This is a genomic window from Actinokineospora alba, assembly GCF_004362515.1.
GTDB classification, from domain to species: domain Bacteria; phylum Actinomycetota; class Actinomycetes; order Mycobacteriales; family Pseudonocardiaceae; genus Actinokineospora; species Actinokineospora alba.
Genome location: NZ_SNXU01000001.1, coordinates 1492637 through 1505576, shown reverse-complemented (window position 1 = coordinate 1505576; position 12940 = coordinate 1492637). Strand labels below are relative to the sequence as shown.

Genomic DNA, 12940 nt, shown 5'->3' with positions numbered 1-12940 from the left:
GGGAGGCGCCGTTCTTCGTCTGTCAGACGGAGACCTTGGCGGCCGTCTGCCGCTTGTCGAACCACTGCGCGACCGGCTTGCCCAGCCACCAGAACCCGGCGAGCAGCACGAAGGTGATCGGCGCGGACCACCAAGCGATCGGCGGTGCGGAGATGGTCACTTCCTGCGCGTAGAGCGCGACGTGGCCGAGCACGGTCACCACACCGGCGCCTGCCACTGCTTCGAGTGAATGCGAGAGGTTCATCCGGCGCACCAGGTCGATCGCGAGGCCGACGAACACCAGGTAGAACGGCACGGTCGACGGCGGGAAGTCGGCCACGACCAGCATCGGCCAGATCACCGCGCGGTAGGCGACGTACGCGGCGGCCACACCGGTGGCGGCCCAGCGCAGGCCGATCGTCTTGGCGGCGACGGCGAGCACGAGCGCAGCCACGCCGATCCCCCACATCGGGTACACCCAGTCCGGGATCGGCAGCGCGAACTGCTTGATCGCCACGTAGTCGACCGGGCGGCCGATCTGCTCGGCGGCGAACTCCAGCAGGCTGCGCTCGGCGTAGCAGGTGTCGATGTTCAGCACGCCGTTCGGCATGCAGGACCGCAGCTCCAGGACGCCGTACTCCTGCTGCCCGTTCGCGAAGAGCACGTTCTCCAGGAAGAAGAACCACAGCGCGCCCAGGATCCACGGCCGCGACTTGCCCCGCGGCCCGGCCGAGACCCAGGCGTCGATCAGCGCGGCGATCATCAGCGCGGTGCCCAGGTACAGCAGCGCGTGTGACGCGCTCCACGCTGTGAGATCGAGCCCGTTGACCCGGTGATTGATCACATCAAGCGGGGCGGCGATGAGGAAAACAGCCAAACCGACCTGCAGCAGCCGCTGCGCGCGTTTCGTGACAGCCATGCCGGTGAACGTGTGAATGGCCACCAGAACCACAGCGATACCCGTGCCGACGCTGTTGATGAGGTGCGGTGCGGCGAGGTCGTCACGCTGGAACTTGAAATGCCACGACTCGTCCCACGACGACCCGAGCACCTTGAACAACAGGGCGATCAACCAGGTGCGATAGGCGAAATGCCACACCCACTCCGGCGTCTCGGTACCCGCGTCGCCGCGCGTCCAATGCAGCCGAAAGAAATCCTTGAACTGCCCGACAGGACCTTTGCCCGCAGGGTCGTCGATCGATGCTCGCCCCATGTTCACCCAGTCATCATGGCGGCGCGACGCTGAGAACGGATAGCCGCCCCCACTCCTTCGTGGGAAAAACCCGGGTAATCCCCTACGGGTTGGTGACCTTTCGAATCAGGGTCGTCACCTAGTGCGATATCTGGATGTATTCGTCTCAAGGGTCACCGACTCGGGCGATGGGGCAGGATGACCCGTATGGACGGCAACCTGCTAGGACCTGACCCCACAATGCTCCCCGCCCGCGACGAGCCGCAAGGTGCTTTGGACTCTGGCACCGACCCGGCTGACGTAGCCGCCCGCTGGCCGGACTTCAGCGCCGCCTGGGCCGCGCTCGCCGAAGCGGCGCTCAACTCCGGCGAGAACGTCGCCGCCTACGCCTACGCGCGCACCGGCTACCACCGCGGCCTCGACCAGCTGCGCCGCTCCGGCTGGAAGGGCTTCGGCCCCATCCCGTGGTCGCACGCCCCCAACCAGGGCTTCCTGCGCGCCCTCGCCGCACTGGCCCGCGCCGCGAAGGCCATCAACGACACCGAGGAGTACGAGCGCTGCTCAACATTCCTCGCCGATTCCGACCCCGCCGCCCCCGCGGCCCTAGGCCTCTAACCGCGAGTCGCCCCTCCAGGCAAACGAGTCGCCCCGCCCGGCAAGTGAGTTCGACATTCACTCGCTGGACGGGGCGACTCGCGTTGTCTAACCGATCGGTCGGTTGAGGACGCCGACGAGGATCGAGTGCACCGCGCTGTGGTCGCCGTCGTGGACGAGCTTGCACTGGCCGCCGCGCAGCCGGTACCACTCGTCCGTCCCGGCGTAGCGCACCTTCGCCGTCACCGCGCCACCAGGAGCGCTGACCGTGCGCAGCTCCAGGTCACCGGTCAGCACACCGGCTTCCTCGGTCATCACGCCCGGGCCGGCGGCGAACGGTGAGGTGTACTCCGACATCGGCGTCCTCTCAAGTCGTCAGCAGTAGTTCAGCATGCTCGACAGCGCGGATTTCTCCGCGGAGTTCACGCGAAGTGAGTACTTGTACTTCACGTGCGTCCACATCTTCGCGTAGGTGCACCAGTACGCGCTGCGCGGCGGCTTCCACGTCGCGGGCGTCTGGTCGCCCTTGGCCTGGTTGACGTTGTCGGTGACCGCGATGAGCTGCGGGTAGCTCAGGTCGTTGGCGAACGCCTGCCGCTGGCTGGTCGTCCACGAGGAAGCGCCGGACCGCCAAGCCGCCGCGAGCGGGACGACGTGGTCGATGTCCACATCGGACGCCAGCGTCCAGGTCGCGCCGTCGTACGGGCTGTACCAGCTGCCCGAGGTCGCCGCGCAGGACGAGTCGGTCACCACGTTGCTGCCGTCGCGCTTGAGGACGGTCTCACGGGTGTTGCAGGTGCCGGAGATGGTGCTCCAGTGCGGGAAGAGGTCCCGCGAATAGCCGGTCATCGACCCGTCCGCCGCGACCGTGAGGGCGGCGAGCTCGGAGCGGGCGGTCGTCTCGGTGGGGATGTTGGGCGGGGTGGCGCTCGCGACACCGGCGAGGCCGACGGTGAGGACGACGGAGAGGGATAAGGAGCCGAGCAGGGTGCGGATCTTCGACAAGGTTCCTCCAGGTGCGGATCAGGAGAACGCCGGGTAACCGTGTCTGCGCAGGGTGGAGCTCATGGAGCCATTGGGTGACACACTGACGACTTACAGTAAAAGTTCTTCACCACTCTCCGCTAGAGCCCGTGAAGATCCGCTGGGTGGCGGTACCACTGTCGTGGCTAGATCGCTCCGCGTATGACCCGCAGGTCGGCGGTGTGGCGGTACCAGGTCCACCGCGACACGTCCCGCTTGTAGGTCACCCCGTCCGACTCGGGAATGACCGGCAGACACCCCACCTGGAACGCCCGCCCCCGCGTCGTCTCGACCCGGTTGCGGAGCAGGCCGCGGTGGATCACCCGGACGATCAGCCCCTCCCCGCCCTGCGGATCCGGCGTCACCTCGACCCGGCTCGCTCGCCCACGCAGGACCGTGGCGTCGTCGCAGTAGGCCACGCCGCGGACCGACCGCAGGACTCCCACGCCGAGCAGCACGCCGCCCGCGTCGTCGCGGATGAGGGGGATCGGGTCGACCTCACCGGCGACGGCGACCCGCGCGGCTTGTTCCGGGTCGGCCGGGATGCCCCACAGCTTGGGGATCACCGAGCGCTCGGCGGGCACGAAACCGACCGCGGTGCCGCCCAGGAGGTCGAGCCGCATGATTCGCAACACGATGGCTGCCAGGTCCGCGTCGGTGCCGTGCACCACCAGCCTGCGCCCGCCCAGGCCTCTGAGCAGGGGATCTACGACCGATTTGGCCGGTTTCGCGGCCACTTCCCGCACTTCGGCGTCGACGTCGAACAACGCTTCGGTGTCGGCCTGGTTTCCGCAGGCCAGCACGAGTGCACCCACCACACGCTCCTGGTCTAGTCTCAATCACCGGCATTCGCCCGCATCAGCCCGGGTTCGGGTGTCCACGGTTCCACTGCCAACACCTGGAGTCTCACATGCCGGCAATCGTGCTGATCGGCGCCCAATGGGGCGACGAAGGCAAGGGCAAAGCCACCGACCTGCTCGGTGACCGCGTCGACTGGATCGTGCGTTACCAAGGCGGCAACAACGCGGGCCACACGGTCGTCCTCCCGGACGGCCAGAAGTTCGCCCTGCACCTGATTCCGTCCGGCATCCTGACCCCGGGGATCACCAACGTGATCGGCAACGGTGTCGTGGTCGACCCGGCGGTGCTGCTCACGGAGCTGGCCGGACTGGACGAGCGCGGAGTCGACACGTCCCGCCTGCTGATCTCCGCCGACGCGCACTTGATCATGCCGTACCACGTGGCGATCGATAAGGTCACCGAGCGCTACCTGGGCAAGGCCAAGATCGGCACCACCGGTCGCGGCATCGGCCCGGCCTACCAGGACAAGGTCGCCCGCGTCGGCGTCCGCGTGCAGGACCTGCTCGACGAGAAGATCCTGCGGCAGAAGGTCGAGGCCGCGCTCGACATCAAGAACCAGATGCTGGTCAAGATCTACAACCGCAAGGCCCTCGACCCCGAACAGGTCGTCGACGAGGTCCTCGCGTCCGGCGAGCAGTTCGCCCACCGAATCGCCGACACCCGCCTGCTCCTGAACCAGGCGCTCGAGCGCGGCGAGACCGTGCTCCTGGAAGGCTCGCAGGGCACCCTGCTCGACGTCGACCACGGCACCTACCCGTTCGTCACCTCGTCGAACCCGACGTCCGGCGGCGCGAGCGCGGGCTCGGGCATCGGCCCCACCCGCATCACCACGGTGATCGGCATCCTCAAGGCCTACACCACCCGCGTCGGCTCCGGCCCGTTCCCGACCGAGCTGAACGACGAGATGGGCGAACGCCTCCGCAAGGTCGGCGGCGAGATCGGCGTCACCACCAAGCGCCTGCGCCGCACCGGCTGGTTCGACGCCGTGATCGCCCGGTACGCCAGCCGGGTCAACGGCATCACCGACTACTTCCTGACCAAGCTCGACGTCCTGTCCGGCCTGGACACGGTGCCGATCTGCGTGGCCTACGAGGTCGACGGGCAGCGGATCGACGACATGCCGATGACCCAGACCGACGTCCACCACGCGGTGCCGGTGTACGAGGAGATGCCGGGCTGGTGGGAGGACATCAGCGAGTGCCGGACCTTCGAGGAACTCCCGGCGAACGCCCGCGCGTACGTCGAGCGCATCGAGGAACTCTCGGGCGCCCGCGTGTCGGCCGTCGGCGTTGGTCCCGGCCGCGACGAGACGATCGTCCGCTACCCGATGACGTAAGCGCTGCCGGGCGCCCTTCGCGGGGCGCCCGGTCAGTCGTCGGATCCGCTGGTGAGCAATCGGGGTGTCTCCACGGCGAGGATGCGCAGGAACTGCCCGATCTCGACGAGGATCCGGAGCGCCACCTTCAGCGCGGTCCGCTGCAGTCGGCGTTCCAGGTCGTCGACCAGCACGCCGATCTCGATGATCAGGTCGAAACTCGCGTGCGAGGTCATCCGGTAGCCAGGCAGATCCGGGAGATTCGCGAGGATCGCCTTCTGCCTGCTCAGCTTGCGTTCGATTTCGGTGTGGTTGCGCGGATAGTCGAACCGCCTCAGCCGCACGGACAGGTCCTGGAGTTCGGTCTTCACCTGGCTCAGCCGTTCGAGGATCTTCGGCGTCGGCAGGGCGTGCCCGCACCCGCCGCACCGGATGCCGCGCACGCCGACCGCCGCCGGGATGCGGTTCCGCTTCCCGCACGCGTCACACCGGTAGAAGTCTTCGCTGCCCACGGTCGCCCATTCGTCGTGTCGAGTGTCTGCTTCACCCAGGTATCTCGTCACGATCTTGAAGGGTTACCGGCCGACGCTTATTCCCTGGCCAGGGCGGCTTCCTCCAGGTCCAGCTCCCGCAACACCTTCCGCAGCGCCTCGTCGTCGATGTCGCCCTTGTTCCGCGCCTGGATGAACACCGACCGCTCCGCCGACAGCATCTCCCGGCGCAGGCGGCGGAAAGCGGCCGCCGGACTCTCCAACTCCTGACGCCCCAACCGTTCCCACGCCGCGTTCCCCCGGTGCTCGGCGATCGCGCGCAGCCGGTCGGCGAGGTGGTCGGGGATCTCACCTTCCGACAACACCTCGTCGAGCCGGTCGATCGCCGCCCGCGCCGCCGCGTTCTGCACCTGGGCTTCGGCGAGCGCGCGTTCCTGTCCGTCGGACGCCTCGACCCGCAGCGCCCGGATCAGCGCGGGCAAAGTCGTGCCCTGCAACAACAGTGTCCCGACCGTCACCACGAAAGTCAGCAACACCACCACATCGCGCCCCGGCATGTCCGCCGGGATCGCCGCCGCGGCCGCCAGCGACACCACCCCGCGCATGCCCGCCCACGAGATCACCGTGATCTGCCGCCATCCCGGCGCCGGTTCCCGCGCCCGAATCCTCGACGACAGCCAGCGCGGGATGTGGGCGGCCGGGAACATCCACACGAACCGCACCACGATCACCGCCGCCAACACCACCGCGGACGCGGCCACCAGACCCCAGCCCGGCCGTGCGTCCGAGATGACCGTGCGCAGCTGCAGCCCGATCAGCGCGAACACCAGCGACTCCAACAGCACGTCAGCCGACCGCCACACCGCCGTCTCCTGCAGCCGGGTGGAGAACCCCGCCGCGGGCGCGTTGTGCCCGAGGTAGAGCCCCGCGACGACGACGGCCAGCACACCTGAGGCATGCACCTCCTCGGCCAGCAGGTACGCGCCGAACGGGACCAGCAACCCGAGCGCGCTCTCCAGCACACCATCGCGAAGCCGCAGGCGGATGGCATGGACGAGCACCGCCAACACCAACCCGACCAGCACACCGCCGACCGCCGCGACGGCGAACGTCAGGACGCTCTGACCCCACGAGAACGCCGCCGCACCCGTGGCCGCCGCGACCGCCACCTTGAACGCTGTCAGCGCCGTCGCGTCGTTTCCCAGGCTCTCCCCGGTCAGCAGCGTCATCGCCCGCCGCGGCAGCCCCAGCCTGCGGCCGATCGCCACGGCGGCCACCGCGTCCGGCGGGGCCACGATCGCGCCGAGGACGAGCGCCGACGCCAGCGGCAGTTCGGGGACCACCGCGTGCGCGACCACCCCGACGACGGCCGTGCTGAACAGCACCAACCCCACCGCGAGCAGCCCGATCGGCCGCAGGTTCGCCTTGATGTCGAGGTACGAGCTGTCCAGCGCCGCCGAGTAGAGCAGCGGCGCCAGCACCAGCAGCAGCACCACTTCCGGGTGCAGCCGGAACTCCGGGACTCCCGGAATGAACGACACGGCGAGCCCGACGGCGACGAGCACCAGCGGCGCGGGCCACTCGACCCGGCGGGCGAGGGCGGTCACGGCCAGCGCTCCGGCCAGCAGCAGAAGTATCTCCACTGCGTCAGGATTACCCGGACACCGAAGGAGTGCGCGATGAGCTGCGAACACCTGGCCGACCTACCGGGCGAGGTCACCCCCGACGCCGACGACTACTGCGCCGACTGCCGGGCCATGGGCGCCACCGGCTGGGTCCACCTGCGGCAGTGCCTGACCTGCGGCCACGTGGCGTGCTGCGACTCCAGCCCCCGCAGGCACGCCACTGCCCACTTCACCTCGTCGGACCACCCGGTCATGCGCTCGCTGGAGCCGGGAGAGACCTGGCGTTGGTGCTTCGTCGACAGCCGGGTGGTCTGAGCGACAGAAAATCTCATCTGGCTGAGGTAGACATTCGTCGCCAGCTGTGTGTAATGTTCTCCTCGTACTGAGAGAGACAACGTCATACAGGCGCGGGAGATGACGGAACTACCCGCGAAGTGGGACGAAGACCGGGACCGGGAAGTGAAGACGAAGTTCGAGCAGTGCCGGTCCTGAGGAATCAAGGCAAGCGGTAATCAGCAAGACAGCAAGAGGCAAGGCAGTTAGGCAAGACGGTTAGAGGCAAGACGGTCAGGTGGCCGGAACCAGTCGGTGAAGGGGTTCCGTGTCAGTGACCGAGGCGTCTGCGTGCTGGGACCGATCAACGTAAGGGGTTCCACGCGAGATGCCGGAAGTGCAAGGCAAGTTGATAACACCGGAGAGAAGGGAAGGGGCTCGTCATTGGATCGCCCGCTGTGGCTGGGTTTCGCCCGGCGGGTACCGCAGTTCCATCAGATTGGAAGGTGGTTCTCGGTTACGGAAAAGCGATCCTCGCGGCGCTCGCATTTCGGGCGCGCGCGAGTACGGAAAGTCGGCCTCGCGGTCGGCTGACAGTGATGACACCCAAAACCCTGGGGCCCCGGTGCGAACGCACCGGGGCCCCTCGTGATGTGGAGGCGCGATGATCCCAGACCCACGCGAGACGGCCTCGAATTCGACCGCGGCCGACAAGTTCGACGACGAGCACTACCCGGCCTACACCATGGGCCGAGCGGCCGAGATCCTCGGCACGACACCGAATTTCCTTCGCAGCCTCGATGAGGCCAAGCTGATCGAGCCGCAGCGCTCCGCGGGCGGGCACCGCCGCTACTCCCGCGAACAGCTGCGCCTCGCCGCCCGGGTCCGGGAACTGGTCGACCAGGGCACCGCCCTGGAGGCGGCTTGCCGCATCGTCACCCTCGAAGACCAGCTCCACGAAGCCCAGCAAGCCAACAGCGAACTGCGCAAGCAGGACTGAGCCGAGTGCGGTGCCGCGGGAATCCCCGGCGGCACCGGCAGCTCACCTCTACCGTTCCGAACGTGACGCCACCGCGAGATCCGGGTTGTCCGTGAACACGCCGTCGACGCCCGCCGCCCAGAACGCGGACAGCTCACCGAACAGGTTCCCGTACTCGGCCGGGTTCGCCGACGAGCGCAGGTTGACCGGCAGGAAGTTGTTCTCCGCCCGGAACGTGTACGGGTGCACCTTGAGGCCCGCCGCGTGCGCGTCGCCGACCAGCGCGGTCGGGGCGGCCAGGTTGCCCGCCGCGTCACGCGGGATGACCTGGTCCTTGGCCGGACCGATGCCGTAGGCGTACGACGCGACCTCACGCAGGCCCGCCGGCGTCAGCAGGTCGGAGTACTTGCGCGGGTCACCGGAGTCGATGAAGTCGAACGGCGCGCCGGAGGCCGAGGTCAGCTGGATCAGCGGCACCCGCAGCCTGCTCTTGAGAGCTTTGAGGTTGCCCACTTCGAAGGACTGGACGAACACCTTGGCGTTCGGCCGGTTCAGCCCGTTGCGGGTGAGCACATCGACGAGCTTCGGCTCGAGTTCCAGCCCGAGCTTGCGGAAGTACGTCGGGTGCTTGGTCTCCGGGTAGATCCCGATGTCGCGCCGCAACTCGCGGGAGAGCCGCTTGCTCAGGTCGATGACCTCCTGCAAGGTCGGCACCTCGTACCGGCCGTTGTAGACCGTGTTGCGCTGGCGAAGCTGCGGGATGCGCTCGACCGCGCGCAGCGTCTTCAGCTCGGCGAGGGTGAAGTCCTCGGTCCACCAGCCGGTGACCTGCACGCCGTCGAGGTTCTTCGTCGCCTTGCGCGCGGCGAACTCGGGCCGGGCGGACACGTCGGTGGTGCCGCCGATCTCCGGCTCGTGCCGGGCGACCAGCACACCGTCCTTCGTGGACACCAGGTCCGGCTCGATGTAGTCGGCACCCATCCGCGCGGCCAGCTCGTAAGAGGCCAGCGTGTGCTCCGGGCGGTACCCCGACGCGCCGCGGTGCCCCAGCACCAGCGGGCCCGCCGAGTGCTCTTCGGGGGACGCGCTCGCGCTGGTCAACACCCCGCCGAACAGGGTGAGCACGCAGAGGGCGACGCCGGCTAACCGGGCCTTTCGGACCATGGTGACCTCCAAGATGTGGGTGACCGGGCAACACTCGCCGGGCGGCAAGACGCCCGGACCGCTGTTGGGCGAAGGGCTGCCGACCTGCGGGTGAACGTGGAGAAACTGACCAGGTGTGCCTTGATCGTCGCGTTCGGTGATGGGCGGGTCAACATCCCCTCTTCTGTGGACCGGTGACCAGCGGTAGCGTGCGTCAGAGATCAACGCACCTGGCAGGAGGATGGTTGACCAGCACCATTGACCCGACCGAGGTCGTCGGCGCGCACGACGAGGAACGTCCGGCACGCAAACTCACCGGCCGCTGGGACCTGGGGGTGTGGGCCGCGTCGGTCGCCATCGCGGTGCTGGTGCTCAAGCAGGTCTTCTGGCCGTTCCCCGAGGGCAGCCAGTTCTACCTGGTGATCTTCCTCGGGCTGACGCTCCCGCTGGTCTTCCTCTGTTATCGGCCGACGTCCAAGAGCCCGCGGAATCCGGGCGTTGTCGACTGGGTGTACGCCACGATCGCACTGTTCGTCGGCCTCTACCCGGTGCTTCCCTTCGGCGGCAACGGCTTCGCCGGTGGGTACGACGCCTTCCTCGACCGGGCCGAACTGTCCACACCGGACATCATCGCCGGCGGTCTGCTGCTCCTGCTGATCCTGGAGGCGACCCGGCGCACCACGGGCTGGGTGCTGCCGATCGTCTGCCTGGGGTTCCTGGCGTTCGCCTATTACGGCGGTTTCCTGCCGCAGAACTGGGACTTCGCGCACGCGGGCATCGACTTCGGCCAGATCGTCAACGCCCTCTACAACGAGCAGAGCGGCTTCTACGGCATCCCGCTCAACGTCGCCGCCACGTACATCGTCCTGTTCACCATCTACGGAGCGGTCCTCAACACCTCGGGCGCGGGCGGCTTCTTCGTCGACTTCAGCTTCGCCCTGTTCCGCCGCTCCCGCACCGCCGCGGGCCGCACCGCCGCGACGTCGGGATTCCTGCTCGGCACCGTGTCGGGATCGGGCACCGCGACCACCGTCAGCCTCGGCGCGATCACCTGGCCCGTGCTGCGGAAAGCGGGCTACCCCAAGGAAAACGCCGGCGGCCTGCTCGCCGCCTCCGGCATCGGCGCGATCCTCTCGCCCCCGACACTTGGGGCGGCGGCGTTCATCATCGCCGAATACCTGCAGACCTCGTACCTGAGCGTGTTGGTGTGGGCGATCGTCCCGACTTTGCTCTATTACTTGGGGATCGGCCTGGCCGTCGAAGCCGACGCCCGCCGCTTCCACGTCAACGACACCGGCCTGGACCTCGCCCCACCAGCGGAAATCGAGCCCCCAGACCCCAGCGCCGAACCCACAAGTTCCGCCACTGAGCCCGCAAACCCCGCCACTGAGCCGATAAACCGCAGCACCGAGCCCATAAACCCCGGCGCCAAACCCACAAACCCCGAACCCCCAAATCCCGAAAACGCCCCCAGCGCAGCCCCCGCCCTTCCCCGGGGGGACGGCCCTTGGCCAGTCTATCGGGGAGGGGTGTCAGAAAGGGGGCTGCAAGGGGTGGCTGTGGATAAGCCCCTTCGCCTGTGGACAGTCCTGCGGCACGGGTGGTTCCACTTCGCGTCGCTGGGGATCATCGTCGTGTTTCTGGCGATGGACATCCCGCCGTTCACGGCCGTCGTCTACGCCACCGGCGTGGCCGCCCTGTTCGCCCTGATCCCGCGCCGCCACAACGTGAGCGCATGGGTGCGCGACCTCGCCGACTCCCTCGCCGAAGGCATCCGGGGCGCCCTGCCGGTGATCGCCGTCTGCGCCGCCGCCGGGATCATCACCTCGACGATCACCAAGACCGGCCTCGGTCTCGCCCTCGCCGACGCGCTCGTCGACGCCGCCAAAGCGCTCGCGTCCGACCCCACCGCGGTGCTCGTGCTGACCGTCGTGTTCGCCGCCGTCGCGGTCTGCGTGCTCGGGCTGGCCGTGCCGGTCACCGCGTCGTTCATCATCTCGTGGGTCATCCTCGGCCCGGCGCTGATCAACCTCGGGGTGGCGCCCGCGGAAACGGCGATGTTCATCTTCTACTACGCCGTCCTCTCCGAGGTCACGCCGCCGACCGCGCTCGCCGCCGTCGCCGCGGCCGCGATCACCGGCGGGTCGGTCATGGGCACCATGTGGCAGACCTGGAAGTACACGCTGCCCGCGTTCCTCGTCCCGATCGCGTTCGTCCTCACCGACAACGGCGCCGCGCTCCTGCTGCAACGACCCGTCGGCACCGTCCTCTGGGTGGTCGCGGTCTCCGCGGTCGGCATCGGCGCGCTCGCCGTGGTCACCGGCGGCTGGCTGTTCGGCCCGGTCCGGCTGCCCGCCCGCCTCCTGTGCGTCCCCGCCGCGCTCCTGCTGCTCTACCTGCACCCGGTGTCGATCGGCATCGGCCTCGGATTCCTCGCCATCGCACTCGTCGTCCACCTGCTCACCCGCGTCAAGGAGAAAGCACATGCGTAGCCGCATCCTGATCGTCTCGCTCGCCCTGCTCGCCGCGGGCTGCGGCGGCAAACGGTCCGACACGGCCACCACCGGCGGCGCGGGCGACTGCGAGGCGGGCGACGGCCGCATCACCATCGCCACCGGCAACACCGGCGGCGTCTACTACACACTCGGCGGCGGCCTCGCCAAGCTGATCAGCGACAACTCCAAGCTCAAGGCCACCGCCGCCGAGACCGGCGCGTCGGTGCAGAACATCCAGCAACTCGTCGGCGGCGACTACGACGTCGCCTTCTCCCTCGCCGACACCGCCGCCGACGCCGTCAACGGCAAGGGCGCGTTCGAGGGCAAGCCGGTCAAGGTCCGCGCCCTGGCCCGCATCTACCCGAACGCGACCCAGGTCGTCGTGCGCACCGGCAGCGGCATCAAGTCGATCGCCGACATGCGTGGCAAGAAGATCTCCACCGGCTCCCCGAAGTCGGGCACCGAGGTCATCGCCACCCGCCTGCTCAAGGCGGCGGGCCTCAACCCGGACACCGACGTCTCCGCCCAGCGCCTCGCCCTGCGCCCCACCGTCGACGGGATGAAGGCCGGCCAGATCGACGGCCTGGTGTGGTCCGGCGGCCTGCCCACGCCCGAGCTCACCGACCTGTTCACGTCGATGAAGGGCCAGGTCGAGTTCATCGACGTCACCCCGCACCTCGAAGAGCTGAAGAAGATCAACCCGGTCTACGACACGGGCACCATCCCGGCGGCGACCTACGGCGCGGCTGAGACCAAGACCATCGTCGTGCCGAACGTCCTCCTGGTCCGCGAGGACTTCCCCGCCGCCAACGCGTGCGCGATCACCAAACTGGTCGTCGAAAAGAAGGACGAGCTGGTCAAGGTGCACCCCGCCGCGGGCGGCATCGACAAGGCCACCGCCGCCGACACCGACCCGGTGCCGCTGCACGACGGATCCCGCAAGGCCCTCGGCGGCTGACACCGATTACCG

13 protein-coding genes are annotated in these 12940 nt (G+C 68.6%); 6 read left to right on the top strand and 7 right to left on the bottom strand.

Features of this window, described 5'->3' with window-relative positions:
- Positions 1 to 22: 22 nt before the first annotated feature.
- Entirely contained in the window at positions 23 to 1192 is a 1170-nt protein-coding gene (locus C8E96_RS07180; RefSeq protein ID WP_091376439.1) for a hypothetical protein, read from the bottom strand.
- Positions 1193 to 1378: 186 nt separating this feature from the next.
- Between C8E96_RS07180 and C8E96_RS07175 the strand changes: the two genes are divergently transcribed.
- A complete protein-coding gene (locus C8E96_RS07175; protein ID WP_166657906.1) occupies positions 1379 to 1786 on the top strand; it encodes a DUF3151 domain-containing protein in 408 nt (135 codons plus the stop codon).
- A gap of 87 nt (positions 1787 to 1873) precedes the next feature.
- On the opposite strand, the gene C8E96_RS07170 is transcribed toward C8E96_RS07175, so the two are convergent.
- The 3 genes from C8E96_RS07170 to C8E96_RS07160 all read right to left on the bottom strand — a co-directional run bounded on the left by C8E96_RS07170 (position 1874) and on the right by C8E96_RS07160 (position 3603).
- Positions 1874 to 2122 carry a hypothetical protein gene (locus tag C8E96_RS07170; protein ID WP_091376432.1) on the bottom strand — a complete coding sequence of 83 codons (249 nt, stop codon included), beginning with the start codon at positions 2120 to 2122 and terminating at the stop codon, positions 1874 to 1876.
- Between the two features lie 18 nt (positions 2123 to 2140).
- Positions 2141 to 2761, bottom strand: coding sequence for an HNH endonuclease family protein (locus C8E96_RS07165; protein WP_407642667.1), 621 nt, complete (start codon positions 2759 to 2761; stop codon positions 2141 to 2143).
- A gap of 173 nt (positions 2762 to 2934) precedes the next feature.
- Positions 2935 to 3603, bottom strand: a complete 669-nt coding sequence (locus C8E96_RS07160; protein ID WP_091377029.1) for a hypothetical protein — start codon at positions 3601 to 3603, stop codon at positions 2935 to 2937.
- Between the two features lie 95 nt (positions 3604 to 3698).
- On the opposite strand from C8E96_RS07160, the gene C8E96_RS07155 reads away from it, so the two are divergent.
- The gene (locus C8E96_RS07155) at positions 3699 to 4985 is read left to right on the top strand and encodes an adenylosuccinate synthase (RefSeq protein ID WP_091376424.1); all 1287 of its coding nucleotides are present in this window, start codon (positions 3699 to 3701) and stop codon (positions 4983 to 4985) included.
- Positions 4986 to 5017: 32 nt separating this feature from the next.
- Here the strand turns inward: C8E96_RS07155 and C8E96_RS07150 are convergent, their stop codons facing one another.
- Positions 5018 to 5527 (bottom strand): hypothetical protein, encoded by a 510-nt coding sequence (locus tag C8E96_RS07150; RefSeq protein ID WP_133794236.1) that lies wholly within the window; start codon positions 5525 to 5527, stop codon positions 5018 to 5020.
- A gap of 26 nt (positions 5528 to 5553) precedes the next feature.
- Positions 5554 to 7098 (bottom strand): Na+/H+ antiporter, encoded by a 1545-nt coding sequence (locus C8E96_RS07145; protein WP_091376412.1) that lies wholly within the window; start codon positions 7096 to 7098, stop codon positions 5554 to 5556.
- Positions 7099 to 7134: 36 nt separating this feature from the next.
- Here C8E96_RS07145 and C8E96_RS07140 point away from each other — a divergent pair, with 36 nt between their 5' ends.
- Entirely contained in the window at positions 7135 to 7395 is a 261-nt protein-coding gene (locus tag C8E96_RS07140; RefSeq protein ID WP_091376409.1) for a UBP-type zinc finger domain-containing protein, read from the top strand.
- Positions 7396 to 8017: 622 nt separating this feature from the next.
- Positions 8018 to 8353 carry a MerR family transcriptional regulator gene (locus tag C8E96_RS07135; RefSeq protein WP_091376405.1) on the top strand — a complete coding sequence of 112 codons (336 nt, stop codon included), beginning with the start codon at positions 8018 to 8020 and terminating at the stop codon, positions 8351 to 8353.
- 48 nt (positions 8354 to 8401) lie between these two features.
- Here the strand turns inward: C8E96_RS07135 and C8E96_RS07130 are convergent, their stop codons facing one another.
- Positions 8402 to 9496: a glycerophosphodiester phosphodiesterase gene (locus C8E96_RS07130; protein ID WP_091377025.1), complete on the bottom strand. Its 1095-nt coding sequence runs from the start codon at positions 9494 to 9496 to the stop codon at positions 8402 to 8404.
- 224 nt (positions 9497 to 9720) lie between these two features.
- Between C8E96_RS07130 and C8E96_RS07125 the strand changes: the two genes are divergently transcribed.
- Complete coding sequence (locus tag C8E96_RS07125; protein ID WP_166657905.1) at positions 9721 to 11967, top strand: TRAP transporter permease; 2247 nt, start codon at positions 9721 to 9723, stop codon at positions 11965 to 11967.
- A complete protein-coding gene (locus C8E96_RS07120; protein WP_091376398.1) occupies positions 11960 to 12928 on the top strand; it encodes a TAXI family TRAP transporter solute-binding subunit in 969 nt (322 codons plus the stop codon). Before C8E96_RS07125 ends, C8E96_RS07120 begins: the two co-directional genes overlap by 8 nt.
- Positions 12929 to 12940 lie beyond the last annotated feature (12 nt).